Here is a 23,518-nt window from a genome sequence, read left to right as displayed (position 1 = left end):
CAGCATGAATGTGACGTTGCGCCAGTTGCGCGTCTTTCTCGCGGTGGCACGCGCGCACAGCTTTAGCCGGGCGGGCGACACCATCGGCCTGACCCAGCCGGCCGTGAGCCGCTCGATCTCCGAGCTGGAAGGCGAACTGGGCTTGAAGCTGCTCGATCGCACCACCCGCGAAGTCGTGCTGACGGAAGTGGGCCGTTCGCTGGCGACGGCGCTGGATCGTCTCGTCGCTGATCTGGACGACACGTTGCAACAGGCGCGCCAGGTGAGCGAGCAGCGGCGCGGCCGCGTTGTCGTGGCGTCCAGTCCGACCGTGTCGACCCGATTGATGCCGGTCTACGTGGCGGAGTGCGCGGTGCGCTATCCAGACATCCGCATGATCGTGCGTGACTCCGTGCAGGTCGACACGTTGCAATTGATCCGCACAGGCGGAGCTGATTTTGGGGTGGTGGTGGAACCCCTCGATACCGAAGGCCTATGGACCGAGCCTCTGCTGATCGATCCCTTCTGCCTCGTCTGTCGCAAGGATCACCCGTTCGCGCAGCGCAGCAGTGTGCGCTGGAAAGATCTGCATCGGACGGCAGTCGTCCTGCTCGACCATGCTTCGGGCAGCCGCCCGCTCATCGACCGCATTTTCCTGCGCCACGGCGTTCACCCGGACGTTGCGCAGGAGATGGGTCACAGCAGCGCCGTATTCGGCATGGTGGAAGCCGGTATCGGCGCGGGCGTGGTGCCGTCGCTATCGTTGCCGCTGCCGTCTTCTTCGCCATTGGTCGCGGTACCGTTGTCGCCTAAGGAAACGCGCGCGATCGTGCTGGCGCGCCGGCATGACCGGTCGTTGTCGCCGGCGGCCGAAGCGGCGTGGCAGATGATTCGCCGGATGGCGCTGCCAGCCGCCTCATGACCTGATCACACGCTTATTTCGGCTGCATGCGGATGGCGCCATCCAGGCGGATGGTCTCACCATTGAGCATCGGGTTCTCAACGATCGCACGCGCGAGCTGCGCATATTCCGACGGCTTACCCAGGCGCGGTGGGAACGGCACCATCTTGCCCAGCGCGTCCTGTACTTCGGCCGGCATGCCGAGCAGCATCGGCGTTTCGAAAATGCCCGGCGCAATCGTCATCACGCGGATGCCGTCACGCGACAGGTCACGTGCAATCGCCAGCGTCATCGCCACCACGCCGCCCTTGGACGCCGCGTAGGCCGCCTGACCAATCTGCCCGTCAAATGCCGCCACCGAGGCCGTGTTGATGATCACACCACGCTCGCCGCCGGCATCAGGCGCATTGCTGGCCATGGCCGTCGCTGCCAACCGGATCATGTTGAACGTGCCGATCAGGTTGATGTTGATCACGCGTGCGAACTGGTCCAGCGGGTGCGGCCCCGTCTTGCCCACCGTGCGCGACGCCGTGGCAATCCCGGCGCAGTTCACCAGCCCGCGCAGCGTGCCCAGCGATGTGGCGGCTTCCACAGCGGCTTGCCCGTCCGCTTCGGACGTGACGTCGCAGCGCACGAAGCGACCGCCCAGTTCCTGCGCCAGCGCCGTGCCGGCCGCTTCGTTCAGGTCTGCAATCACCACCTTGCCGCCGGCTTCCGCTAACGTGCGTGCTGTGCCGGCGCCCAGTCCCGACGCACCGCCGGTGACGATGAATACCTGATCGCGAATCTCCATGCCGTGTCTCCTCGTGTGTGGATTGCGAGTTACTTGACGTTTACGTTCGCGTCAAGTTCAGCGGCATATGTTAGCGCGAAGCGGCCGGCGATCCAGCAAAAAAAAAAGCGCCTCATGATCGAGGCGCCTTTCTTCCTGGCGGGTATTGCTGGGTGCTCAGTCCTGCAGCGCACCGAACACACGGGCCGTGATTTCGTCGACGGTGCCCACGCCGCTGATCTTGCGGTACTTCGGCGGCGCGACCTTGGCGGCGCTGTTGCCGTTGGCGGCCCATTGCGAGTAGTAATCCACCAGCGGACGCGTCTGGTTCTCATACACGTCCAGGCGCTTGCGCACCGTCTCTTCCTTGTCGTCGTCGCGCTGGATCAGCGGTTCGCCCGATTCGTCGTCCACGCCTTCGGTCTTGGGCGGGTTGTACTTGACATGGTACGTGCGGCCCGATGCCACGTGCACGCGGCGGCCGCTCATGCGCTCGATGATGGCGTCGAACGGCACGTCGATCTCCAGCACGTAGTCGATTGCCACGGCCGCGTCCTTCATGGCTTCGGCTTGCGGAATGGTGCGCGGGAAGCCGTCGAACAGGTAGCCGTTCTTGCAATCGGGCTGCTGCAGGCGGTCTTTCACGAGGCCGATGATGATGTCGTCCGACACCAAGCCGCCGGCATCCATCACCTTCTTCGCTTCGATACCCAGCGGGGTGCCCGCCTTGACTGCCGCGCGCAGCATGTCGCCGGTGGAGATCTGCGGAATGCCGAATTTTTCGCAGATGAATTTGGCTTGCGTACCTTTGCCGGCGCCAGGCGCGCCCAACAGAATCAACCGCATGGTGACGAGTTCCTCAAGTTTTCGAATCCTGTCGCGCTGTCAGGCTGTGTGAAGCGCGTTGGGAATCGGTCCAAGAGGGCGGATTCCCAATACGCCTGCGGATAAAACCATGGCGACGTAATCGACGCGAACAGGCAGCCTAGCGGGCGAAGTTGACGCCAGCCTTACCGGACTCTGGGGAATCAGGCGTCCGCCGGACGGCGGCACCCATGGCTCGATTTGTCTCCCTGTCGCCGCTGTGGCGCCTGCGTGGGCGCCGTCATGCGGCTTGTCGTCCTCGCGATTATGCCATGCCGGGGCCTGGGTTTTGGCAGCCCCGCGCGCAAACTTCAGAGAAATGCGGGCTCAGGGGCCGTCCTGGGCAAGGAGCTCGCCCCAGGCAGCGCGCACCCGTGCGAGGTCTTCGGGGGTGTCGACACCGGCGGCGGGGGCGTCATGGGTGGTCAGCACGGCAATGCGCTCACCGTGCCACATCGCGCGTAGCTGCTCCAACTGTTCGGTCTGTTCGATGGGGGCGGCGGCCAATTGCGGGAAGCGGCGCAGGAACCCGGCGCGGTACGCGTAGATGCCGATGTGGCGCAGCACGGGCATGGTCGGCAGCGGGCGTTCCGCAACGGACCGGGCCATGACGGCGGGCGTCCAGGTGTCGCGCGCCCACGGCAGCGGTGCGCGCGAGAACAATAGTGCGCGATCGGCGGCGTCGAGCACCACCTTGACGACATTTGGATTGAATACGTCGGCCGGGTCGTGGATCGGATGCGCAGCAGTGGCGATGGCGCAGTCGGGGTGGTCGCGCAGATGCGCGGCCACGTTGTCGATCAGCGTCGGTGCGATCAGCGGCTCATCGCCTTGCACGTTCACGACGATGGCGTCATCGGGCAGCCCCAGAACGGTGGCCACTTCGGCCAGACGGTCGGTGCCGGATGCGTGGTCGGCACGCGTGAGCACGGCTTCCACGTGATGTTGCATGCAGGCGTCGGCGACCGACGCTGCATCGGTGGCAACCACCACGCGCGCGGCGGATGACTGATGCGCGCGTTCAGCCACGCGCACCACCATCGGCTTGCCGTCGATGTCGGCCAGCGGTTTGTTGGGCAGCCGCGTGGACGCCAGCCGCGCGGGAATGACAGCGATGAACGGCGCGTGCGACATGGCGGCGACCTTCGTATCAGGCCGGATCGACCGGCGTGCCTTCCACGGTCTGGCGTGCTTCATCGGCCAGCATGACGGGGATGCCGTCGCGGATCGGGTAGGCCAGCTTGTCGACGTGGCAGATCAGTTCATTGTTGGCGCGGTCGTGTTGCAGCGTGCCCTTGCACAACGGGCAGACGAGGATTTCCAGCAGGCGATTGTCCATGGCGGTAGAGGCTCCGTGGCGGCCGCTCAAGGCGGAGGGCGGCGCGCCGGTACAGCGGAAGGGTGGCGTTATTGTGCGCTTGCCTTGAGCGTTGCGCGATCGGCCAGGGCGCGCACGCGCTGGCAGACCTGTTCGACCAGCGCCGGGTCGACCACCGGTGTGGTCGGCACCACCCAGATGCGCGGGTCGTCGAGATGGCCGCATTTTACGGCATCCTTTTCCGTGATCAGGATGACCTCGGCGTGGCTGTCGGTGAACGGGTTGTCAGCGAAATCGTAGTGATCGGGCAGCGGCAGCGTGCTCGGCTTGAGGCCGGCGGCGCGCAGCGAGGCGAAGAAGCGCTCGGGGTTGCCGATGCCGGCTGCAGCCAGCAATTGACCGCCTTCGATGCGTGCGAACTGAGCCAGCGGGCGGCGCAGCCCGGGGTCGGCCAGGTTGTAGGCGTCCTGCAGCTCGAGGTGCATGCCGAACACGTCCGGGCGGTCGGGGGTGGCACGGTAGTTCGGGTCGTTGATGAGCGTGGCGTCACGGCGGCGCGTCATCGGCTCGCGCAACGGGCCGGCGGGCAGCAGGAAGCCGTTGCCGCCCATGCGCGTGTCGAACACGATGATTTCGATATCGCGGCGCAGGCGGTAGTGCTGCAGGCCGTCGTCGCAGACGATCACGTTGCAGCCCGGGTGCGAGGCCAGCAGCGTCTGCGCGCACAGCACGCGGTCGGGGAACACCCACACCGGCAGATCAGTGGCGCGGGCGATGAGCAGCGGTTCATCGCCCACGTCTTCTGCGCGGGAATGTTCGCGCACGGGGCGCGGATGCTTCAGCTGTGCCCCGTAGCCGCGCGAGACGATGCCCGGGCGCAGGCCGGCTTCAGCCAGCGCCGAGGCCAGCGCGATCACGGCGGGCGTCTTGCCGGCGCCGCCCACGGTGACATTGCCGATCACCACCACCGGCATCGGCAGCCGCACCGAGCGCAGCACGCCGAGGCGGAACAGCAGCCGGCGCAGGGCGCTCACCGCTCCAAACAGCCACGACAGCGGCCACATCACCCACGCGAACCAGCCGCGTTGCTGCCATTGGCGGGTAACGAAGCTGGCGAGACGGTGCTGGGCGACGGGCATGCGTGATGGTGGTTGAGAAGCGGTCTCTTAGCGGGCGTTGCCGGTTTGCGTGGCGAAGGTCAGGTGCGACAGACCGGCCACGCGCGCGGCTTCCATGACATTGACCACCGCCTGGTGCGCGGCTTGCGCATCGGCGTTGACGATGACGATGGGCTCGGGGCCGCCGGCCTTGCCCGCGGCATTGCGCAGCGCATCGGCCAGGCTGGTGACATCGCGCGTGTCGAGCACTTGCTTGTCGACAGAGTAGACGCCGTTGGCGGTGACGGACACGACGATCTGGCCCGGGCGCTCGGTGGCTTTTTCAGCCTCGGCGGTGGGCAGGTTGACCTTCAGTTCGGTGTAGCGGGAATACGTGGTCGTGATCATCAGGAAGATGAGGATCACGAGCAGCACGTCGATCAGCGGGATCAGGTTGATCTCCGGCTCTTCGCGGGCACGGCGCGGGCGGAAGCGCATGGCTGGTTCCAGTAAGGCGTGGCCCGGATCAACCGCGCCGCGGCGGCAGGATCGCGTCGAGGAACGTGGTGGAGAGATGCTCCAGCTCGACCACGTAGTTATCGACCACGCCACGGAAGTAGCGCCAGAAGATCAGCGTCGGGATGGCCACCACCAGGCCCAGCGCCGTGTTGTACAGCGCGACCGAAATGCCGTGCGCCAGCGCCTGCGGGTTCGTGCCGGCGGCGGTCTGGCTGCCGAAGATCTCGATCATGCCGACGACCGTGCCGAACAGGCCCATCAGCGGCGCCACCGAGGCAATCGTGCCGAGTGCGTTGAGATAGCGTTCGAGCCGGTGGGCAACGTTCTGGCCGGCTTCTTCCACCACTTCCTTGGCGGCATCGCGCGAGGTGTTCGGATGCAGCACCACGTGACGCAGCGCAGCCGCCAGCAGGCGGCCCAGCGGGGATCCCTGCTCCAGCGTGTTCACCACTTCCGGGGTGGCGCGGCGCTGATGCGCGACGGCGAGCGCCTCGTCATAGACCTTGGGCGGAATGATCTTCTTGCGTTGCAGGGCGACGAAGCGTTCGATGATGAGCGCGAGTGCGAGCACCGAGGCGATCAACAGCGGCCAGATCGGCCAGCCGGCGGCTTGAATGATGGAAAACACTGGACAACCCGTTTTGTCGTTGTGAAAGGAGTGTGATTCTGATGGTGTGCTCGTGCCGTCCGCGTCCCCGAACGCTGTCCGTTGCGGCAAAAACAGGCAGCACTCTAGCGCGTCGGACCTGCCTCGGCAACACGATGGCGCAGCATCGTGACATGCGCAGGCGATGGTCAACGGGCTGTCATGAAAGATGCGGGCCGCGCAATCCACAGCCAGGCGGGACAGTCTTGTGGACGGGTTGTGGACATTGCCCGGACAAGCAAGCTAAGTATTTGATGCGAAAGGCACTTCGGTGCCCTGCTCAAAAAATGTGCAACCGGCTTTTTCAGTGTCAATCCAGGCGAAACAGCCGGCGGACCGTGCTGAAGAGCGGGTAATCCACACTGCAGCGGGACAGTGTTGTGGATGGGTTGTGGACATTGCCACAACAAGCACGCTAAGTGCTTGATATGAAAGGAAGTGCGATGGAGCGCCTAAAAATGAGGCAAACGTGGTCTGGGCGTTGATCCAGAGAAAAACGGGCCCGCGCCGCGACAGAGGAGGAGGAAATCCACACCCGCGCGGGACAGTCTTGTGGATGGGTTGTGGACATTGCCCGGACAAACACCTTAAGTGACTGATTCAAAAGGGTGCTCGATGCTGCGCTCAAAAATTGAGCAGCGTTGTTTACCCCGAAAAACCATGGAGACGAGGCTCGCGCATGTGAGAATCCACGGCGGATTTATCCACTGCCGAGGCGTCACACCACGGTTTTCCAGCGATGCTGTGGATAACTTTGTGAACATCCTTGGGGCGCTCGTGCTAAATGCTTGACGCAGAACGAAATTACTTGCGCTGCTGAAATTTTGACATGGGCGGTTTTTCCAAAGAAATCAATGGGTTGGGCCAAAATGCACAGAGCGCGTCACCTGAGCGCTGTCAAGCTTGACAAGCGCGTTATGCTGTGGACAGGTGACCCACTTCGCTTGAGTTGCCTCCCCTATTCAAGGTAGATGTCGCCTTCAGGCCTCATCGATTTGCGCTCCTTGCACCACTTATGACTCCGCCACCGTCTTCCCGCCGACCTTTCTGGATGGATGCGACCGCGCCCACGCCCGCATCTGCTCCTGAAGTAGGGGCTGCCCCAGCCGCCGCGTCTGCACCGACTCGGGGCTCGCAGGATGTACTGACCGTCAGTGAGGTGAACCGCCGCATTGCCGGGCTGCTCGAACGCAACTTTCCGCTGGGCTGGGTGCGCGGCGAGATTTCCAACTTCACCCGCGCGGGCAGCGGCCATTGGTATTTCTCGCTCAAGGACGCGGGCGCGCAGATCCGCTGCGTGATGTTCAAAGGCCGCAACCAGTACGCCGATTTCACGCCGCGCGAAGGCGAGGCGGTCGAAGTGCGTGCACTGGTCACCCTGTATGAGGCACGCGGCGAACTGCAACTGAGCGTTGAAGCGATTCGCCGGGCCGGCCTTGGAAATCTCTATGAGGCTTTCCTGCGGCTGAAGGCCGCGCTGGAGGCGCAAGGCCTGTTTGACGCCGACCGCAAGCGGCCCCTGCCGCGGCATCCGCGCGCGATTGGCGTGGTGACGTCGCTGCAGGCGGCGGCCCTGCGCGACGTGTTGACCACGCTGCGTCGGCGCGCCCCGCACGTGCCGGTAGTGGTCTACCCCGTGCCGGTTCAGGGCGCCGGTGCCTCGGAGCGCATCGCCGCCATGCTGGAACGGGTCAATGCCCGGGCAGAGGTCGACGTGGTCATCCTGTGCCGGGGCGGCGGCAGCATTGAAGACCTCTGGGCCTTCAACGAAGAGCCGGTGGCGCGTGCGGTGGCCGCATCCGGCATTCCCATCGTGGCAGGCGTCGGACACGAGACGGATGTGACTATCGTCGACTTTGTGGCCGACGTACGCGCGCCCACGCCCACGGCAGCGGCCGAACTGGTCAGCCCGGACCGTGCACGCATGCTGCGCGACGTGGGGCGTGACTGGGATGCGCTGTCGGCCCAGTTCCGCCGGCAGCTCGATCGCCGCGCGCAGACCGTCGATTGGCTCGCGCGCCGCCTGCGCAGCCCGCAGGCGCAGATGCGCGAACGCCGCACGCAACTCGCCCATCTGGAGGGCCGTCTGCGCTTTGCCCTCACCGGCCGCGTGCAGCGCGCGGAACATCTCCAGCGTCTCCTGACGATGCGCCTGAACGCGGCGCGCCCGGATGCCACGCGAGAGCGCACGCGCCTCCAGCAAGCCGAAGCGACGCTGGCACGCGCCATGCGGGACACGCTGTCTCGCGCCCAAGAACGCCTGGCGCGTCAGCATGCCGGCCTGGAACTGCTGGCGCCGCAGCGCACGCTGGAGCGCGGGTATGCGGTGCTGCTCGATGACAAGGGCCACGCCATCCGCGATCCGAACGCACTGCATGCCCGGACGCACATCGAGGCGAGGCTGGCGCAGGGCACGGCCGACATCGAAATCGCCCGGGTGCAACCGAAGCTCGAACTGTGACCAGCGCATGACCTTATAGCGGCAATGATCGCGATTCCGCACGCGTTTAGCGGGTATTCCGACTATTTAGCCTGCGGTTTGCGCCGGTTTTGCAAGTCTCCTACAATCGTCGCTCCCAACCTGTACAACCCACAGAAGGCAAGAACAATGGAACACACGCTCCCCCCGCTGCCGTACGCCCAAGACGCTCTGGCGCCGCACATCTCCAAGGAAACGCTGGAGTTCCACTACGGCAAGCACCATCAGACGTACGTCACGAACCTGAACAACCTGATCAAGGGCACCGAGTTCGAGAACCTGAGCCTGGAAGACATCGTCAAGAAGTCCTCGGGCGGTGTGTTCAACAACGCCGCACAGGTCTGGAACCACACGTTCTACTGGAACGGCCTGAAGCCGCAAGGCGGTGGCGCTCCGACCGGCGCGCTGGCTGACGCCATCAACGCCAAGTGGGGCAGCTTCGACAAGTTCAAGGAAGAGTTCACCAAGACGGCCATCGGCACGTTCGGTTCGGGCTGGGCCTGGCTGGTGAAGAAGGCCGACGGCTCGCTGGATCTGGTGTCGACCTCCAACGCTGCCACGCCGCTGACGACCGACGCAAAGCCGCTGCTGACCTGCGATGTGTGGGAACACGCTTACTACATCGACTACCGCAACGCCCGTCCGAAGTACGTCGAGGCGTTCTGGAACCTGGTCAACTGGGACTTCGTTGCCAAGAACTTCGCCTAAGGCGAATCGCCCCGGCGATTCAGAAAAAGCCTCCGCACCAGCGGAGGTTTTTTTATGCGCGCACGCTGCCGAGCATGTCGTGCAGTTCGTGGCTCATCATCGCCAGGAACACGACCAAGCCGATGTAATACACGGTGTAGGTCAGGCGAGATTCGTTTGAGATGCTGTAGTACGCGCGGTTTTCCGGCGCATGTGGGTCGTAGCGCCACGCCTTCATCAACTGCGGCACGGCCAACACCGCAATCAGGATCAGGATCGGACTCGGCCGCCAGACGAACAGCGCCACCAGCACCGGCACGCCCAAAAACCAGATGCGCGGCGACAGCACCGCCGTAATGCGTCCACCGTCAAACGGCGAGAGCGGGATCAGGTTGAACAGGTTCAGGAAGCAGCCGGCGTAGGCCAGGGCCAGCAGCAACTGGCTGTCGGTGTAGCGTGCGAGCCCATAGCAGAGCATCGCGCCCACCGTGCCGGCGACGGGCCCGGCCAGGCCGATATGGGCCTCGGTTTCCACATCCATCGGCTGCTCTTTCAAATCGATCCACGCGCCCACGAAGGGGATGAAGGTGGGCGCTCCCACGGTCAGCCCGCGCTGGCGTGCCGCCATGAAGTGGCCCATCTCGTGGATGAACAGCAGCACCACGAAACCCACCGCATAGCGCCAGCCGAACACGAAGGCATAGGCGGCCACCGACAGCAGCATCGTGCCGCCGGTGGTCAGCAGCTTGCCGAACTTCAGCCCGGAAAACAGCAGGATCAGCAGCTTGGCCACGGCTTATGCGCTCGGCTTGCGCTTGAAGAACTTGGCGATGGCCGCTCCAAAACCTGCCACCGCCAGGATCGCCACCTTGGCGAACTTCGCCAGGAACGCGGCGATCACCGCAAACAGGCCCAGCTTCTTGGCGGCGATGCCGCCGACCAGCGCGGCCAGACCGTACTCGGCCACCTTATCGGTCTTCGCGTTGAAATCGGTGTAGCGCTTGCCGTCTTTGAAATCGAGATCGGCGAGCAGCTTTTGCACGGCGGGCTTGTCGGCGTCGACGTGGTTGCGGCCGGTGATCAGGTTCAGGCTGATGTAGCCGTCGCGGCCCAGGGCGTACGTGTTGTAGTTGACCGCGCCGGGGTCATCAGCGGGCTGGCCCTTGGAGCGTGCAGCCATCGACCAGATGAGGCGGTGCGTGGCGGCGTCATAGTGCGGACGCTCGACCCAGCCCTGGATTTCCAGAGCCGGGATGCCGCGCTTCTCACGCTCTTCATTGGCTGCGGCCGTGCCTTCCTTGAGCGATTTGTACAGATCGTCGACGTTCCAGTCGCGGGCGTCGTCGTCCTTGATGTAGCCGGAGGCCTCGTACTTGGCGACGACCATCCATTCATCATCGTCGCTGGTGGGCATGACCAGGCCGAGCATGTCGGGGCTGTTGCTGTTGCCCATGGCGTGCATGAGCTGCCCCGCGGCCGGCTGCGGAATGAACACCTCGTCCTTGCCGATCTTCAGTGTGGCTTGGTCACGCAGTTCGATCGAAGTGGGGCCCACCTTCGCAGCGGCCTGGGCGGCGGCCCAGGCCTGCTTCATCTCCTGTTGCCGATCGCTGGCCTGCTGTGCGTGGGCAGCCGTAGCGCCCGCCAAGCTGGTTGCGCCGAGCACCACTGCGCAGGCGAGCGCGCCCGCGCAGGCGCGCAACGCGCCCTGAAACCCCTTTCCCATGGACTTCTCCCGAAGATGTTCTTGTGTGTTGATTGGCTCGATTCTTCTGACGCTTGGGCATCCGCATCAGCGGTTTGCAAGCTGGGCCGAAGCATAGCGGGCGCAGGGAGCAGGGCTGTTAATGGGCGTTAATGAAGCCGTGTGGATTACGGTTGAAGGCCCATCTGCCGCAGCAGCGTCTGGTTGTCTTCAAGGTGCCAGTTTTCGGCGATCTTGCCGTCGGCGATGCGGTACAGGTCGAAAGCCTGGAAGTCGATCGGCTGGTTCTGCCCGTGCGTGCGGCCGAACTCGCCGGTGAAGTGTCCGCGAAAGCGCAGGTGAACCGAGACACGGTCACCTGCGACGACCATGTCTTCGATCTCCACGCGCATGTCCGGCACGGCCGTGCGGAACGCCTTGGACGCATCGAGTGGGCCTTGCGTGCCCTGCACGCGCCCGGCGGGCAGTGTGCGGTCGACAAACGCAGGCGACAGCGCTTCCGTGGCATAGCGCGCATCGCCGGTATGCCAGAAGGTGGCGTAGCGGCGCGCAGCGAGCACGGCAGCCGCGGCCTGCGGCGTGTCCCCTGCGGCGACGTGGTCCGGGCGGATCAGATCGGCATCGGACGTTGCCGCAACGGCAGGCGCGATGGCGAGGGCAGCGGGCAGCGTCATCACGGCGGCGGCAAGCAGGGCGGGGCGGATGAACATGGTGAAACTCCGTTGGGGTGGCAATGCGCTGCACTGTAGATTTCCAATCGCAGACGATAAAGGTCTCGTGAGTCGATCTGGTTTCAATTCACATTTGACGGTCGATGGCCATGCCCCTCGCCCGCACGCAATGCCGCGCACGTGATAGTCGGTATCTACCCCCACACGGCGTTCTAATGGTCCGCGTAGCGCCGGGTTTTTCTAGACTGGCCTCTCTTCGAACAGATGCAAAAAACAAGGGAGGGGACGGTGGATCTGAGCCATATCCTGTCGCGCACCGAGCGCGGCACGCAGGAACTGCAAGCGCGCAGCGGGCACGTCACGCATCGGCAGCGGGCAATCCTGCTACTGGTCAATGGCGAGCGCTGCGCCGCGGACATCCTGGCGCAGTTGAGCAGCGCCGGCCCCGACATTGAAGATCGCGCCGAAGACCTCGCGCGCCTGATGGCCGACGGCTATGTCGCAAGCCACGCGCCCATCAAGACCGCGCCCCAGCCGCCCAAGCCGGTGCCGGCTGCGCCGCGCCACGTGCGGCAGGCCTCGATTGCCGACTGGCGCCTGAGCCAGGCCGGCGCCTTCTCGGCTTTGCAGCGCTATCTCGCCGAAGGTCCGGACGCGCCCATCGACTTTCTCAACGGCCTGGCCGCACCGCTGTACGCCGCGCTGACGACATGCCGCAACGAGGCATCCGCCCACGCCGTGGTCGCGTTTCTGGAAGCGCGCCTGGACGAGGGCGCCGGAATGTGACTCATGCGTCCTAGGTGTAAATACCGAATTCGCGATGCATTCCCGTTCGATGGGAATGTCGCGTTGATGGATTGAGAAAATCGTCGCATTCTCCGTCGCAACATCACTCGACGGAGTATCGCGATGACCGAGCCGGGCTTGGGCCCTTCGCCAGCACTATCCGCTGCCGCCACGAGCGGATCGGACCGCGTGCTGATGGTGCTCGCCACCATCGCGCGCCACGGCCGCCCGGTCGCGGCGCGTGAGCTGGTCGAACTGACCGGCCTGCCGCAAAGCACGCTGTACCGCCAGGTGGCGATGCTCAAGCGCTGGGGCTTCGTGCTGGAATCGGCCGGCACCTATGCCCCGGGCCCGATCAGCCTGCAGCTCGCACTCGGTTTCGACCACGCTTCGCATCTGGTGCAGGAAGCGCGCATTGGTATGGCCAAACTCGTGGCCGAGTCGGGCGAATCGGTGGGGCTGGTCGTGGCCGTAAAGGACCAAGCCGTCTGCCTGGAGATGGTCGAGAGCCAGCAGTCGCTGCGCTGCTCGTTCGAGAAAGGGCGCGGTGTGCCGCTGCTGGCCGGCGCCTCTGCCAAGTCATTGCTCGCGTTCATGCCGCCCGCTGCGGCGCGCGCCATCCTCGCCGATCTGCTGGCCATCGATGCCGACACCCAGGCGCAACTGCAAGCTGAACTCTCCGACATTCGCGCCGCGGGCTATGCGCTGTCCGAAGGCGAGGTCGACCCCGGCGTCTGGGGCGTGAGCGTGCCGGTGTTCCGGCTGCCCGGCCACGCGCTCGGCTCCATTACGTTGATGGCGCCAGCAACGCGCGTGCGCGGCAAGGAGCAGCGCCTGATCGACATGACCGTTGCAGCGGCGGCGTCCATTTCCGCACGGCTGCAGGACCTTTGAATTTTCAAATTTTGCGCTTCGTTTTTCTTTCACCCCACATGCATCACACAAGGAGACCACTCATGGGGAATCGTCGTCATTTCATGCATTCGATGCTGGCTTGTGCCGTGGCGTTGTCCGCTGCGGCGTCTTTCGCAACCGCTGCGCACGCTGCTGGGGAGCCGCTGCGCGTCGCCACCGATGCCACGTTCGCGCCGATGGAGTTTGTCGAAAACGGCAAGCGCACCGGCTTTGATGTGGACCTGATCGAAGCGCTGGCCCGCACCATGGGCCGTCCGGTCGAATGGACGGACATCGACTTCAAGGGCCTCGTGCCGGGCCTGATCTCGCGCCGCTTTGACGTGGCCATCTCGGGCATCTACATCACGGAAGAGCGCAAGAAGGTGGTGGACTTTACGGTGCCGTACTACCACGGCGGCCTGGTCGCGATGGTCAAGCAAGGCAACACGGTCATCAAGACGCCGGCGGATCTGAACGGCAAGAAGGTCAGCGTGCAGGTCGGAACCAAGTCGGTCAACTACCTGAAGGAAAACTATCCGAAGGTCGAGCGCGTGGAAGTCGAAAAGAACGAGCAGATGTTCAACCTCGTCGAAATCGGCCGCGCCGATGCCGCCGTCACAGGCCGCCCCGCCGCCGCGTACTACGTCAAGGCGCGTCCGGGCCTGCGCCTGGTTGAGCCCGCGCTGACTACCGAGGAATACGGCATCGCCGTGCGTCGCGATCAGCCCGAGCTGACCAAGGCGCTGAACGCCGCGCTGGAGAAGATCAAGGCCGACGGCACGTACGACCAGATCGTCAAGAAGTGGTTTGGCGCCGCTGCCAAGTAACGACCGACGGGCACGCTGATGGAACTGGATTTCTCTCCTGTCTGGGCCGGTTGGACGGACATCCTGCGCGGTGCGCTCGTCACGGTCGAGGTGACGGCCGCCGCGCTGGTGCTCGGCTGCGTGCTCGGCTTGCTGATCGGCATCGGGCGGTTGAACCCGCGCCGCCGATTCATCTACGGCATCTGTACGGTGTACGTGACGTTCATCCGTGGCACGCCGCTGCTGGTGCAACTTTTCCTGCTGTTCTTCGGGCTGCCGCAGTTCGACATCCTGCTGCCGGCGTTTGTGTGCGGCGTGCTGGGGCTGGGCGTGTATTCGGGCGCGTATGTGTCGGAAATCGTGCGCGGCGCGATCCAGTCGGTGGATCGCGGGCAGATGGAGGCAGCGCGCTCGATCGGCATGTCGTCGGCGCAGTCGATGCGCGCGATCATCCTGCCGCAGGCCGTGGTGCGGATGATCCCGCCGCTTGGTAACGAGTTCATCGCGCTGATCAAGAACTCGGCGCTGGTGTCGCTGCTCACGATTCACGACCTGATGCACGAAGGGCAGAAGATCATCAGCGTGTCGTATCGCTCGCTGGAGGTGTATCTGGCGATTGCGCTGGTGTACCTGGTGCTGACCAGCGCCGCCAGCTATCTGCTGCACCGGCTTGAGCGCAACATCCGTGCGGGAGGCATGGTGCAATGAACATGACGAATGCGAACCCGCAAACGCTCAAATCCGCGCTGGATGTTCCCATGATCGAGATCCGCGGGCTCACCAAATCGTATGGCGATCACACCGTGCTCAAGGGCATCGACTTTGAAGTTGACGCGTCGCAGGTGGTCGTCGTCATCGGCCCCAGCGGCTCTGGCAAGAGCACGTTCCTGCGCTGCTGCAACGGGCTGGAAACAGCCGAAGGCGGCACCATCGACATCTGCGGCAAGCGCCTGATCGACAACGGCACGGTATTGCCCGATGGCGAGCTGAACCAGTTGCGCCAGCAGGTCGGCATGGTGTTCCAGTCGTTCAACCTGTTTCCGCATCTTTCGGTGCTGCACAACGTCACCGTTGGCCCGCGCATGCTGAGCGGCAAGTCGAAGCACGAAGCAGAGACGGAAGCGCGCGAGCTGCTGCAGAAAGTGGGCTTGGCACACAAGGCCGACGCCATGCCCGCGAGTCTGTCGGGCGGACAGAAGCAGCGCGTGGCCATTGCGCGTGCGCTGGCGATGCGGCCCAAGGTGATGCTGTTCGACGAACCGACCTCCGCGCTTGACCCAGAACTGGTTGGCGAAGTGCTTCAGGTGATGAAGGTGCTCGCCAAGGAAGGCATGACGATGCTCGTGGTCACGCACGAGATGGGCTTTGCACGCGAAGTGGCCGACGTGGTGGTGGTGATGGACGGCGGCGGCATCGTCGAAGCCGGGCCGCCGTCGGTCATCTTCGGCGAGCCCAAGGAAGCGCGCACGCGTTCGTTCCTGCAAGCGGTGCTGACACGCGCATGAGGACGATGTTCGATGCCTCCGTCTGGCAGGGGCGTGACGACACCGGCGAGCGCGGTGACGTGACGCGCCTGTTCCAGATCGTGCAGTCGGCCGATGCGACGACGTTGTCCGGCGTGCCCGCGCTGCTGGGGTTTGCGTGCGATGCGGGCGTCGTTCGCAACCACGGCCGGGCCGGTGCGGCACAGGGCCCGCGTGAAATCCGCCGTGCGTTGGCCAACGTACCTGCACATGGTCTTTCCGCGCTCGCCGATGCGGGCGATGTCACATGTGACGACGGTGATCTGGAACGCGCGCAAACCGCACTTGCGGAATGCGTGTGCGAATTGCTCGATGCGGGCGCGCGGCCAGTGTTGCTCGGGGGCGGTCACGAGGTGGCTTTCGGCACGTACCAAGGACTGCGTCAGCATTGGCAGAAACAAGGTTGGGGCGGGCGCCTCGCGGTCGTCAATTTCGATGCGCATTTCGACCTGCGCACGAGTCGCCCCGGGAACTCCGGCACGCCGTTCGACCAGATCGCCGAAGACTGCGCCGCGCACGGTATCGACCTGACGTATTGCTGCCTCGGTGTCAGCCGCCTGTCGAACACGCCCGCGCTGTTCGACCGCGCCGACGCGCTGCACGCGCACTACGTGGAAGATACCGACATGCAGGAGCGGCACCTCGATGCGCGCATGGCCGATCTCGATGCATGGCTGGCTGATGCCGATCACGTCTACCTGACCATCGACATGGATGTGCTGGCCGCCGCCGTGGCGCCCGGCGTGTCCGCGCCCGCAGCGTACGGCATCACGCTTCCGGTGCTCGAGGCCCTCGTGCAGCACGTTTGCGCCACCGGCAAGGTGCGCGTGGCAGACATCGCCGAGACCAATCCCGAATACGATCAGGATCGCCGCACCGTGCGCGTTGCGGCGCGCCTGGCGTATCACTTGTTGCGCCGCTCATGAAACTGATCCCTGCAAATGCAATGCGCCGCATGCCGTGGAAGAACGGCGGCGGTGTCACGACTGAAATCGCCATCGCGCCGGCTGGCGCCACGCTCGACCATTTCGACTGGCGCGTGAGCACTGCGCAGGTGGATGCGGCGGGGCCGTTCTCGCGTTTTGCCGGCATTGACCGCTCGTTGGCGGTGATCGCGGGTGGCCGGCTGACGATGCACCGCGCCGACGCCGAAGCCGTGACGCTCGCGCCCGGCGAGGCCCCCGCACGCTTTCCCGGTGAAGCCGATGTGCATGCCACGCTGGATGCACCGCTGTCGGATTTCAACGTGATGACGCGGCGCGACGCCTGGGCGCATCGTGCCGAGGCCATCGCTCTTGCGGCCGGCGAGCGTCGTTCACTGCCGCGCTTGCATGCGGGCATGCAATGGCTGGTGTATTGCGTGCACGGCGTGTTGTCGATCGGCGCCGACGACGTACCGCAGGGGGCTGCTGCATGGCTCGATGCAGAGGGCGATCCGGATACGGTTATCGCGCGTGTCGGTTCGGTCGGTTATCTGGTGGCTTTGTGGCCGGTTGGCTGACGTTGCCAGATCAAACGCACAAAAGAAAAGGGACCCCGTAGGGTCCCTTGCAAGTCTCCCGGCCCGGCACGCATGCCGGGGCTCGGCAGAAGACTCTTACTTCTTCTTGTTCACGGCGTCCTTGAAGCCCTTGCCAGCCGTGAACTTCACGGTCTTGGTTGCCGGGATCTTGATGGCTTCGCCGGTGCGCGGGTTGCGGCCGGTGCGTGCAGCACGCTTGCCCGACGAGAACGAACCGAAGCCAACCAGCGTGATGGTGCCGCCCTTGGCGACGGTCTTCTTGATGTTTTCCAGCGCGGAGTTCAGCGCGCGCTCAGCGGCGGCGTTGCTCAGTTCAGCGTCTTTCGCAATGGCGGCTACGAGTTCGGATTTGGTCGTCATGTCAGTTCCCCACTTCAGGTTTGTTGGACAGCGTTGTACTGCGACCCGTTTTATATCACCGTTGTGAAGGGTTGCACATCCCCTAACTGCAAGGGTTTGCGGGCCGTTGCTTGCAGCCGACACTTGCCCCGTATGGGTTTGCGGGAAGGCATCCGGGAAACACCTGATATCGACGCCGTTTGTTTGCATTTCCGCCAGCGTTCTTCACGCGAGGAGCGCACCGAAACCGCGCAAGCGGCATGGCAGCCAACCGGCTCTCCAGACGCCGTACACTGTGTTTCTGGGCCAGTGCCAACTTCATGGAGAACATCATGTCGAGTGCGCAAATGCCTGTCGGACAAGGCTTCGCGGCGGGTGGCGAAGCGCCTGAGCAACCGCGCGGACCGTCCGTTCTGGTGGCCGGCGCCAACGGACTGGTGGGCCGTGCGGTAGTGCGTCGGCTGGTCGCGCAGCCGTGGGCAGGCAGCGTGACCGCCCTTGTACGCCGACGCGGGGCCTTGACACCAGGGCAGGCCGCGCCGGGTCGATTGCGCGAATGCGTGGTCGATTTCGATCGCCTGGATGCCCTGGAAATCCAGTCTGCGTTTGCCGCCGACATCGTCATCTGCGCGCTCGGCACGACCATCCGCCAGGCCGGTTCCCAGGCAGCATTCCGGCGCGTTGATGTCGAGTATCCGGTTGATCTGGCGCGGCGCGCATTTGCTGCCGGCGCGCATCATTTTCTGCTGGTGAGCGCGTTGGGCGCCGACGCGCGCTCGCGCGTTTTCTACAACCGCTGCAAGGGCGAAGTGGAGGCTGAAATCCTGGCGATCGGCTTTCCTTCGGTGACGGTGGTCCGGCCCTCGCTGCTGCTCGGCGCGCGCACGGAATTTCGCCTCGGCGAGCGCATTGCGCAAGCCCTGTCGCGCGCAATCGGATGGATGGTGCCCCGGACGTGGCGGCCGGTGTCGGCGGAATCGGTGGCGGCGGCGCTCGTCACGGCAGCGCGCGTGGATGCGCCCGGTGTGCGGGTGCTGGAAAACGCGGCGTTGCTCGGCGCAAAAGACGAACGGCCGGTGGGATGATCCACCGGCCGTTGTTCACTCTTGTGTCGTCTGCGTCTATTTCACGCCATTACTTTTCGATCGGCTTGCCCGTGCGGTCGTGCATCAGCGACAGCGCAAGCACGCTGATGATCGCCGCGGCCATCACGTAGTACGACGGTGCGAGCTTGCTGCCCGAACTGGCAATCAGCCACGTCACGATCAACGGGGCGAAACCACCGAAGATGGTGACCGCCAGGTTGTATGAAATCGACAGGCCGGTGGAGCGCACCGCCGTCGGAAACTGCTCGGCCAGCACGGCCGGCGCCGGGCCCGTGAACGCCGCCAGCAACACACCCAGGATCACCTGCACCTGCAGCAGTGTCTGCACCGTCGGGTGGACGTTGAGCCAGTGGAAGAGCGGATACGCTGCCGCTGCGATGATCAGCGCCACCGTGCCCAGCATGCGCTTGCGCCCGATGCGGTCGGACAGGGTGCCCATGAGCGGGCACAGCACGAAGATGATCGCGCCGCACAGCGCTGTCGACTGGAATGTCGCGCCTAGCGGCAGACCCAGCTGTTGCTTCGCATACGTCGGCATGTAGAACACCAGCGTGTACGTGCAGACGGTCCAGAGAATCGTCACGCCCAGGCCGCCTAGCACCTCGCGCGGATGATCGCGCAGCACTTGCGACAGCGGTGCCAGGCGCGACTCTTTCGCGGCCTTTGCCTTCTGCGCTTCAAAGGCGGGCGGCTCGTGCAGGTGCGAGCGGATGTACATGCCGACCGGGCCGATCAGCAGGCCGAACAGGAATGGAATGCGCCAGCCCCATGCATCGATCTGCTCCGGCGACAGGCCGTTCGTGACGATCGCGCCCATGGCGGCACCGAGAATGAACGAGATGCCTTGGCTCGCCTGCTGCCAGCTTGCGAAGTAGCCGCGCCGTTCGTCTGGTGAATACTCGATCAGGAAGGCCGTGGCGCCCCCGACTTCACCGCCAGCAGAGAAGCCCTGGATGAGCCGCGCGATCACGATCAGGATGGGCGCGCCAATACCGATTTGCGCGTACGTCGGCGCAAGGCCGATGATGGCCGTGCCGATCGCCATCAGCATGATGGTGAGCGTGAGCGCAGCCTTGCGGCCGACGCGGTCGGCGTAGATGCCTAGAACGACGGCGCCCACCGGGCGCATGAAGAATCCCACGCCAAACGTGGCGACCGTCAGCATGAACGAGGTGAAGTCGTTGCCGGTGGGGAAGAACAGCTTGGCGATGATGACGGCGAAGAAGCTGTAGACCGTAAAGTCGAACCATTCGAGGCCGTTGCCGATCGTGGCGGCGATGATGGCCTTGCGTCGGGTGGCCGCAGAGATGGCCGGTGCCGGTGCCCGATCGCCCTGGGTGGGCGCTGCCGTGGCTTGCATGGATGTGTCCTCCAGTGTTTTATGGACATCGCCTGCCTCGATCTCTCCCCAGCCCGGGCGGCGAAGCGGTCATGGTAAGTGATCCGGCAGCGATCCGGTGCTGCGGCATGCGAAGTCCTTGGAATTGAGGCGGCCAAACACTGTCGAACGCATATCCACATGCATCCAACGGAGCACATGATGACCCCGACATCGCAACCAGGCCGTCGCGCCGCCATCCTGCCGGGCGTGGTGGTCGCATGCGCGGTCGTCCTGCTGGGCGGCTGTGTGGTCGCGCCGTATTACGACGCTTATGGCAACCCGATCGCGCCTGCCGCTGTGGCGCCTGCACCGGTGGCAGCGTATCCGTACGATCCTTATTACTACTACGGGCCGGCCTATTACCCCGCGCCGGTTTATCCAGCGCCTGTGTTCGGCAGCGTTTGGATTGGCGGAGGCGGCTGCTGGGGCTGCCATCGCGGCTGGGGTGGGCGCGGATGGGGCGGTCGCGGCGGGTGGGGACATCACCACTGATCGGTCATGTCGGCCTGTTTCAACGTGACGAGGACGCCCGTCGGGCGCACGCGAACGTCAGTTCCGCCGCCAGTTCAATACGCGTGATTGCGTAACGGAATCTGTTGCATCGCGACATACAATCCTTCGCTCTTAAAAAGAAAAGCATGCGAGGAGATTGTCGATGTCCGTCATCATTGTGCTGGCTGCGCTGGCATTTCTAATGTTCGCCGCGTATCGCGGATACAGCGTCATCCTGTTTGCACCGCTGGCTGCCCTGGCCGCGGTGCTGCTGACTGATCCATCGGCTGTGGCGCCGGTGTTCTCCGGCATCTTCATGGAGAAGATGGTCGGCTTCGTCAAACTGTATTTCCCGGTGTTCCTGCTCGGTGCTGTCTTCGGCAAGGTGATCGAGCTGTCGGGGTTTTCGCGCTCCATCGTTGCATCGGTCATCCGCGTGGTGGGGGCCAAGCGGGCGATGCTCTCCATCGTGCTGGTGTGTGCGCTGCTGACGTACGGCGGCGTGTCGCTGTTCGTGGTGGTGTTCGCCGTGTACCCGTTTGCAGCGGAAATGTTCCGCCAGGGCAACATCCCCAAGCGCCTCATCCCGGGCACGATCGCGCTGGGCGCGTTCTCGTTCACGATGGATTCGCTGCCGGGCACGCCCCAGATTCAAAACATCATCCCGACCACGTTCTTCCACACCACCTCTTGGGCCGCGCCGTGGCTGGGTACCATCGGTGCGCTGTTCATCATCGTGGTGGGCATGTCGTATCTGGAATGGCGCCGCCGCGTGGCACTGCGCAATGGCCAGGGCTATGACCACGGCCTGACCAAGCTGGTGAACGAGCCCGAAACGGCCGAGACCGGCACGCTGGCGCACCCGCTCGTCGCGCTGTCGCCGCTGGTGCTGGTGGGCGTGATGAACCTGCTGTTCACGCGCTGGATTCCGACGTGGTACGGCAAGGTCGTGACCGTTGCGTTGCCCGGACTGCCCAAGCCGCTGACCGTTGAAGCGGACAAGCTGACCGCGATCTGGGCCGTGGAAGCGGCGCTGTTGATCGGCATCATCGTGGTGCTCGTATTTGGCTTTCGCGCCGTGAAGGGCCGCTTTGCGGACGGCAGCAAGGCGGCCGTGTCGGGCGCCTTGCTGGCCGCGATGAACACCGCTTCGGAATACGGTTTTGGTGGCGTGATCGCCGCGCTGCCGGGTTTCCTGGTGCTGGCCGATGGCCTCCGCGCGATTCCGAATCCGCTCGTCAATGAAGCGGTGACGGTGAGCACCCTTGCCGGCATCACCGGTTCCGCATCGGGCGGCATGAGCATTGCACTGGCGGCCATGGCCGACCAGTTTGTGCAGGCCGCGCAGGCGACAGGCATTCCGATGGAGGTGCTGCATCGTGTGGCGGCGATGGCCTCGGGTGGCATGGACACGCTGCCGCACAATGGCGCCGTGATCACGCTGCTGGCTGTGACGGGCCTGACGCACCGCGAGGCGTATCGCGATGTGTTCTGCGTGACGATCATAAAGACGCTGGCAGTGTTCTTCGTGATTGCCGTGTTCTACGCCACCGGCATCGTCTGACGCAGACGCCGCCGCAATGAAAAAAGCCGACGCGCAAACGTCGGCTTTTTTTCATGGGCAGGGTGCGTTTATTGACCGCTGCCCGCGGTGTCCGAGCGACGCTCTCGGCAGACCCGCTGGGCTTCCCCCACCAGCGAGTCGCACTGGTTGGCGCGGCGCGACCAGAATGCGCGGTCCGACGATGACTCCGCCGCCGACGAGCCCTTGCCGTGACGGTGCGTGACGTGCTTGTCGACCCACTTGTCGGTCTTCACGTGCGCGCGGTGGACTTTCTGCTTGAGCGTGCCGGGCGTGGCTTCCGGCTGTGCGCCGGTCGCGGTGTTGTGATAGCCGGGGTTGGCAGCGGCATCGGCATTGCGCTGTACCTGGGTGCGCGGGCCCTCCATCGGGCTGTCGACGCCCGTCACTGCGCTGTGATCCTTCTGCTGGGCCTGCGCGGGCGCCGCGCCGATCCACGCACAGGCGGCCACGGCGATTGCGGCGGCCAGACTCGACATCTTGTGTGCTTGCATGCTCGTTCTCCTTGTTGTGAAACAGGGTCGACTTCAGGGCACGCATGCCGCGTGCCACGAGGTGCATCCAGAACGTCACAATAGGGAAGCGTTAACCCGACGGACAGTCGGCGCAGACTGAACCGCCTGTCGGACAAACGCTGTCAAGCCGCCAGCGGATGCTGCATTCAAGCGCGCATGAAGAGCCAGACCGTCAGGATGACCCCGACGATGACCACGAAGCCGCGCAGCACTTTTTCCGGCAGCCGGTGCAGCAGCCACGCACCGGCGAATCCGCCTGCGATGCCCCCGATGCCCAGCGCCACCACGGCAGCCCAGTTGACCTGCGGGGAGAACGCAAACACCGCCACGGCCGATGCATTCATCGTCATGGCGAGCACGTTCTTGGTCGCGCCCGCCATGCGCACCTGCTGGCCGGCCACCGTGAGCGCGGCGAGCATCAGGAAGCCGATTCCGCCGCCGAAGTAGCCGCCGTAAATGGCAATCGCAAATTGGGCGGTTGCGAGCGCGGTGGTCGACATGCCCGATGCCGCATGCAGCGGTTTGCGGCGAAAGCTGCCCCACGCAAACACGCTGGTTGCAAACAGCACGAGATACGGCACGAGCTTGGCGAAGAACGACGGTGGCGTTGCCAGCAGCAACAACGCGCCGAGCACGCCGCCCACCAGACTGATGACAATGAGCTGCCGCAGCGACAGGTGATGCTCGCCGGCATCGACGCCGCCGGCCAGTTTTCGCCCCGCGATCGACGAGGTGATCTGGCTGGGGAACAGCGCGATCGTCGAGGTCATGTTGGCGCCTAGCGGGTTGAGCCCGGCCAGCAGCAATGCGGGGAACGTGATGAACGATCCGCCGCCCGCGAGGGCATTCTGGGCGCCGGCATAAACGCCGGCCGCCGCGACGAGCAGGGCGGTTGAAAACGGAAGCGTAGTCATAAGCAGGGGCGGGGGGCAAG

The 23,518-nt window shown here is 64.7% G+C and carries 27 protein-coding genes; 13 read left to right on the top strand and 14 right to left on the bottom strand.

All coding sequences use genetic code 11. The features are described from left to right. Positions 1 to 4: 4 nt before the first annotated feature. On the top strand, positions 5 to 901 hold the full coding sequence (locus tag N5B55_RS12175) for a LysR family transcriptional regulator (RefSeq protein WP_012762754.1): 897 nt from the start codon (positions 5 to 7) through the stop codon (positions 899 to 901). A gap of 13 nt (positions 902 to 914) precedes the next feature. Here N5B55_RS12175 and N5B55_RS12170 read toward each other — a convergent pair whose 3' ends face one another. The 7 genes from N5B55_RS12170 to N5B55_RS12140 form a co-directional block, all read right to left on the bottom strand. Continuing rightward, on the bottom strand, positions 915 to 1,673 hold the full coding sequence (locus tag N5B55_RS12170; protein ID WP_304538300.1) for a 3-hydroxyacyl-CoA dehydrogenase: 759 nt from the start codon (positions 1,671 to 1,673) through the stop codon (positions 915 to 917). A gap of 156 nt (positions 1,674 to 1,829) precedes the next feature. Then, positions 1,830 to 2,498 carry an adenylate kinase gene (gene adk, locus N5B55_RS12165; RefSeq protein ID WP_065859782.1) on the bottom strand — a complete coding sequence of 223 codons (669 nt, stop codon included), beginning with the start codon at positions 2,496 to 2,498 and terminating at the stop codon, positions 1,830 to 1,832. 345 nt (positions 2,499 to 2,843) lie between these two features. Beyond that, entirely contained in the window at positions 2,844 to 3,650 is an 807-nt protein-coding gene (kdsB, locus tag N5B55_RS12160) for a 3-deoxy-manno-octulosonate cytidylyltransferase (protein ID WP_304538299.1), read from the bottom strand. A gap of 16 nt (positions 3,651 to 3,666) precedes the next feature. Beyond that, on the bottom strand, positions 3,667 to 3,855 hold the full coding sequence (locus tag N5B55_RS12155; protein WP_004631803.1) for a Trm112 family protein: 189 nt from the start codon (positions 3,853 to 3,855) through the stop codon (positions 3,667 to 3,669). Positions 3,856 to 3,923: 68 nt separating this feature from the next. Beyond that, complete coding sequence (gene lpxK, locus N5B55_RS12150) at positions 3,924 to 4,973, bottom strand: tetraacyldisaccharide 4'-kinase (protein WP_154206756.1); 1,050 nt, start codon at positions 4,971 to 4,973, stop codon at positions 3,924 to 3,926. Positions 4,974 to 5,000: 27 nt separating this feature from the next. After that, complete coding sequence (locus N5B55_RS12145) at positions 5,001 to 5,429, bottom strand: ExbD/TolR family protein (RefSeq protein WP_004631807.1); 429 nt, start codon at positions 5,427 to 5,429, stop codon at positions 5,001 to 5,003. Positions 5,430 to 5,457: 28 nt separating this feature from the next. After that, positions 5,458 to 6,078 (bottom strand): MotA/TolQ/ExbB proton channel family protein, encoded by a 621-nt coding sequence (locus N5B55_RS12140; protein WP_009241370.1) that lies wholly within the window; start codon positions 6,076 to 6,078, stop codon positions 5,458 to 5,460. A gap of 1,069 nt (positions 6,079 to 7,147) precedes the next feature. Between N5B55_RS12140 and xseA the strand changes: the two genes are divergently transcribed. Together xseA and sodB are read left to right on the top strand one after the other, a co-directional pair. Then, on the top strand, positions 7,148 to 8,557 hold the full coding sequence (gene xseA, locus N5B55_RS12135) for an exodeoxyribonuclease VII large subunit (RefSeq protein WP_304538298.1): 1,410 nt from the start codon (positions 7,148 to 7,150) through the stop codon (positions 8,555 to 8,557). A 147-nt stretch (positions 8,558 to 8,704) separates the two neighbouring features. After that, entirely contained in the window at positions 8,705 to 9,283 is a 579-nt protein-coding gene (gene sodB, locus N5B55_RS12130) for a superoxide dismutase [Fe] (RefSeq protein WP_009241368.1), read from the top strand. A gap of 52 nt (positions 9,284 to 9,335) precedes the next feature. On the opposite strand, the gene N5B55_RS12125 is transcribed toward sodB, so the two are convergent. The 3 genes from N5B55_RS12125 to N5B55_RS12115 all read right to left on the bottom strand — a co-directional run bounded on the left by N5B55_RS12125 (position 9,336) and on the right by N5B55_RS12115 (position 11,677). Then, positions 9,336 to 10,055 (bottom strand): site-2 protease family protein, encoded by a 720-nt coding sequence (locus tag N5B55_RS12125; RefSeq protein ID WP_012762747.1) that lies wholly within the window; start codon positions 10,053 to 10,055, stop codon positions 9,336 to 9,338. Positions 10,056 to 10,058: 3 nt separating this feature from the next. Continuing rightward, positions 10,059 to 10,988: a DUF2167 domain-containing protein gene (locus tag N5B55_RS12120; protein WP_304538297.1), complete on the bottom strand. Its 930-nt coding sequence runs from the start codon at positions 10,986 to 10,988 to the stop codon at positions 10,059 to 10,061. Between the two features lie 146 nt (positions 10,989 to 11,134). Continuing rightward, positions 11,135 to 11,677: an ester cyclase gene (locus N5B55_RS12115; protein ID WP_304538296.1), complete on the bottom strand. Its 543-nt coding sequence runs from the start codon at positions 11,675 to 11,677 to the stop codon at positions 11,135 to 11,137. A 249-nt stretch (positions 11,678 to 11,926) separates the two neighbouring features. Between N5B55_RS12115 and N5B55_RS12110 the strand changes: the two genes are divergently transcribed. The 7 genes from N5B55_RS12110 (at position 11,927) to N5B55_RS12080 (ending at position 17,148) form a co-directional block, all read left to right on the top strand. Then, on the top strand, positions 11,927 to 12,424 hold the full coding sequence (locus N5B55_RS12110) for a hypothetical protein (protein WP_304538295.1): 498 nt from the start codon (positions 11,927 to 11,929) through the stop codon (positions 12,422 to 12,424). A gap of 123 nt (positions 12,425 to 12,547) precedes the next feature. After that, the gene (locus N5B55_RS12105; protein WP_178960590.1) at positions 12,548 to 13,318 is read left to right on the top strand and encodes an IclR family transcriptional regulator; all 771 of its coding nucleotides are present in this window, start codon (positions 12,548 to 12,550) and stop codon (positions 13,316 to 13,318) included. Positions 13,319 to 13,380: 62 nt separating this feature from the next. Further along, positions 13,381 to 14,145 (top strand): glutamine ABC transporter substrate-binding protein, encoded by a 765-nt coding sequence (locus N5B55_RS12100; protein WP_304538294.1) that lies wholly within the window; start codon positions 13,381 to 13,383, stop codon positions 14,143 to 14,145. Between the two features lie 18 nt (positions 14,146 to 14,163). Continuing rightward, positions 14,164 to 14,832, top strand: a complete 669-nt coding sequence (locus N5B55_RS12095; protein ID WP_147213372.1) for an amino acid ABC transporter permease — start codon at positions 14,164 to 14,166, stop codon at positions 14,830 to 14,832. Then, entirely contained in the window at positions 14,829 to 15,629 is an 801-nt protein-coding gene (locus tag N5B55_RS12090; RefSeq protein ID WP_012762741.1) for an amino acid ABC transporter ATP-binding protein, read from the top strand. Before N5B55_RS12095 ends, N5B55_RS12090 begins: the two co-directional genes overlap by 4 nt. Then, entirely contained in the window at positions 15,626 to 16,573 is a 948-nt protein-coding gene (gene hutG, locus N5B55_RS12085; protein ID WP_116575498.1) for a formimidoylglutamase, read from the top strand. The genes N5B55_RS12090 and hutG overlap by 4 nt, the downstream gene beginning before the upstream one ends. Continuing rightward, positions 16,570 to 17,148 (top strand): HutD/Ves family protein, encoded by a 579-nt coding sequence (locus tag N5B55_RS12080; protein ID WP_304538293.1) that lies wholly within the window; start codon positions 16,570 to 16,572, stop codon positions 17,146 to 17,148. Before hutG ends, N5B55_RS12080 begins: the two co-directional genes overlap by 4 nt. A 96-nt stretch (positions 17,149 to 17,244) precedes the next feature. On the opposite strand, the gene N5B55_RS12075 is transcribed toward N5B55_RS12080, so the two are convergent. After that, positions 17,245 to 17,529, bottom strand: coding sequence for an HU family DNA-binding protein (locus N5B55_RS12075; RefSeq protein ID WP_003272088.1), 285 nt, complete (start codon positions 17,527 to 17,529; stop codon positions 17,245 to 17,247). A 311-nt stretch (positions 17,530 to 17,840) separates the two neighbouring features. On the opposite strand from N5B55_RS12075, the gene N5B55_RS12070 reads away from it, so the two are divergent. Then, positions 17,841 to 18,593, top strand: a complete 753-nt coding sequence (locus N5B55_RS12070) for an oxidoreductase (RefSeq protein ID WP_304538292.1) — start codon at positions 17,841 to 17,843, stop codon at positions 18,591 to 18,593. A 49-nt stretch (positions 18,594 to 18,642) separates the two neighbouring features. Here N5B55_RS12070 and N5B55_RS12065 read toward each other — a convergent pair whose 3' ends face one another. Then, positions 18,643 to 19,974 (bottom strand): MFS transporter, encoded by a 1,332-nt coding sequence (locus tag N5B55_RS12065; protein ID WP_304538291.1) that lies wholly within the window; start codon positions 19,972 to 19,974, stop codon positions 18,643 to 18,645. 180 nt (positions 19,975 to 20,154) lie between these two features. On the opposite strand from N5B55_RS12065, the gene N5B55_RS12060 reads away from it, so the two are divergent. Beyond that, positions 20,155 to 20,487: a hypothetical protein gene (locus N5B55_RS12060; RefSeq protein WP_173004181.1), complete on the top strand. Its 333-nt coding sequence runs from the start codon at positions 20,155 to 20,157 to the stop codon at positions 20,485 to 20,487. Positions 20,488 to 20,650: 163 nt separating this feature from the next. Then, the gene (locus N5B55_RS12055; protein ID WP_304538290.1) at positions 20,651 to 22,051 is read left to right on the top strand and encodes a GntP family permease; all 1,401 of its coding nucleotides are present in this window, start codon (positions 20,651 to 20,653) and stop codon (positions 22,049 to 22,051) included. 68 nt (positions 22,052 to 22,119) lie between these two features. On the opposite strand, the gene N5B55_RS12050 is transcribed toward N5B55_RS12055, so the two are convergent. Then, positions 22,120 to 22,563 carry a hypothetical protein gene (locus N5B55_RS12050; protein WP_304538289.1) on the bottom strand — a complete coding sequence of 148 codons (444 nt, stop codon included), beginning with the start codon at positions 22,561 to 22,563 and terminating at the stop codon, positions 22,120 to 22,122. A 167-nt stretch (positions 22,564 to 22,730) separates the two neighbouring features. Continuing rightward, a complete protein-coding gene (locus tag N5B55_RS12045) occupies positions 22,731 to 23,498 on the bottom strand; it encodes a sulfite exporter TauE/SafE family protein (RefSeq protein WP_178960584.1) in 768 nt (255 codons plus the stop codon). Between the last annotated feature and the right edge of the window lie 20 nt (positions 23,499 to 23,518).

Origin of the sequence: Ralstonia pickettii (assembly GCF_030582395.1) — a bacterium.
Taxonomy (GTDB): Bacteria; Pseudomonadota; Gammaproteobacteria; order Burkholderiales; family Burkholderiaceae; genus Ralstonia; species Ralstonia pickettii_D.
This window is presented reverse-complemented; position numbering and strand designations above follow the sequence as displayed.

What these genes read in the sequence shown, in the direction of transcription:
- N5B55_RS12175 (WP_012762754.1), top strand. Translation starts at nt 5, where the DNA reads ATGAATGTGACGTTGCGCCAGTTGCGCGTCTTTCTCGCGGTGGCACGC.
- lpxK (WP_154206756.1), bottom strand. Translation starts at nt 4,973, where the DNA reads ATGCCCGTCGCCCAGCACCGTCTCGCCAGCTTCGTTACCCGCCAATGG.
- N5B55_RS12065 (WP_304538291.1), bottom strand. Translation starts at nt 19,974, where the DNA reads ATGCAAGCCACGGCAGCGCCCACCCAGGGCGATCGGGCACCGGCACCG.
- N5B55_RS12120 (WP_304538297.1), bottom strand. Translation starts at nt 10,988, where the DNA reads ATGGGAAAGGGGTTTCAGGGCGCGTTGCGCGCCTGCGCGGGCGCGCTC.
- sodB (WP_009241368.1), top strand. Translation starts at nt 8,705, where the DNA reads ATGGAACACACGCTCCCCCCGCTGCCGTACGCCCAAGACGCTCTGGCG.
- N5B55_RS12105 (WP_178960590.1), top strand. Translation starts at nt 12,548, where the DNA reads ATGACCGAGCCGGGCTTGGGCCCTTCGCCAGCACTATCCGCTGCCGCC.
- N5B55_RS12080 (WP_304538293.1), top strand. Translation starts at nt 16,570, where the DNA reads ATGAAACTGATCCCTGCAAATGCAATGCGCCGCATGCCGTGGAAGAAC.
- N5B55_RS12155 (WP_004631803.1), bottom strand. Translation starts at nt 3,855, where the DNA reads ATGGACAATCGCCTGCTGGAAATCCTCGTCTGCCCGTTGTGCAAGGGC.
- kdsB (WP_304538299.1), bottom strand. Translation starts at nt 3,650, where the DNA reads ATGTCGCACGCGCCGTTCATCGCTGTCATTCCCGCGCGGCTGGCGTCC.
- N5B55_RS12170 (WP_304538300.1), bottom strand. Translation starts at nt 1,673, where the DNA reads ATGGAGATTCGCGATCAGGTATTCATCGTCACCGGCGGTGCGTCGGGA.
- N5B55_RS12055 (WP_304538290.1), top strand. Translation starts at nt 20,651, where the DNA reads ATGTCCGTCATCATTGTGCTGGCTGCGCTGGCATTTCTAATGTTCGCC.
- xseA (WP_304538298.1), top strand. Translation starts at nt 7,148, where the DNA reads ATGGATGCGACCGCGCCCACGCCCGCATCTGCTCCTGAAGTAGGGGCT.
- N5B55_RS12060 (WP_173004181.1), top strand. Translation starts at nt 20,155, where the DNA reads ATGACCCCGACATCGCAACCAGGCCGTCGCGCCGCCATCCTGCCGGGC.
- N5B55_RS12050 (WP_304538289.1), bottom strand. Translation starts at nt 22,563, where the DNA reads ATGCAAGCACACAAGATGTCGAGTCTGGCCGCCGCAATCGCCGTGGCC.
- adk (WP_065859782.1), bottom strand. Translation starts at nt 2,498, where the DNA reads ATGCGGTTGATTCTGTTGGGCGCGCCTGGCGCCGGCAAAGGTACGCAA.
- N5B55_RS12145 (WP_004631807.1), bottom strand. Translation starts at nt 5,429, where the DNA reads ATGCGCTTCCGCCCGCGCCGTGCCCGCGAAGAGCCGGAGATCAACCTG.
- hutG (WP_116575498.1), top strand. Translation starts at nt 15,626, where the DNA reads ATGAGGACGATGTTCGATGCCTCCGTCTGGCAGGGGCGTGACGACACC.
- N5B55_RS12070 (WP_304538292.1), top strand. Translation starts at nt 17,841, where the DNA reads ATGTCGAGTGCGCAAATGCCTGTCGGACAAGGCTTCGCGGCGGGTGGC.
- N5B55_RS12115 (WP_304538296.1), bottom strand. Translation starts at nt 11,677, where the DNA reads ATGTTCATCCGCCCCGCCCTGCTTGCCGCCGCCGTGATGACGCTGCCC.
- N5B55_RS12045 (WP_178960584.1), bottom strand. Translation starts at nt 23,498, where the DNA reads ATGACTACGCTTCCGTTTTCAACCGCCCTGCTCGTCGCGGCGGCCGGC.
- N5B55_RS12095 (WP_147213372.1), top strand. Translation starts at nt 14,164, where the DNA reads ATGGAACTGGATTTCTCTCCTGTCTGGGCCGGTTGGACGGACATCCTG.
- N5B55_RS12090 (WP_012762741.1), top strand. Translation starts at nt 14,829, where the DNA reads ATGAACATGACGAATGCGAACCCGCAAACGCTCAAATCCGCGCTGGAT.
- N5B55_RS12100 (WP_304538294.1), top strand. Translation starts at nt 13,381, where the DNA reads ATGGGGAATCGTCGTCATTTCATGCATTCGATGCTGGCTTGTGCCGTG.
- N5B55_RS12075 (WP_003272088.1), bottom strand. Translation starts at nt 17,529, where the DNA reads ATGACGACCAAATCCGAACTCGTAGCCGCCATTGCGAAAGACGCTGAA.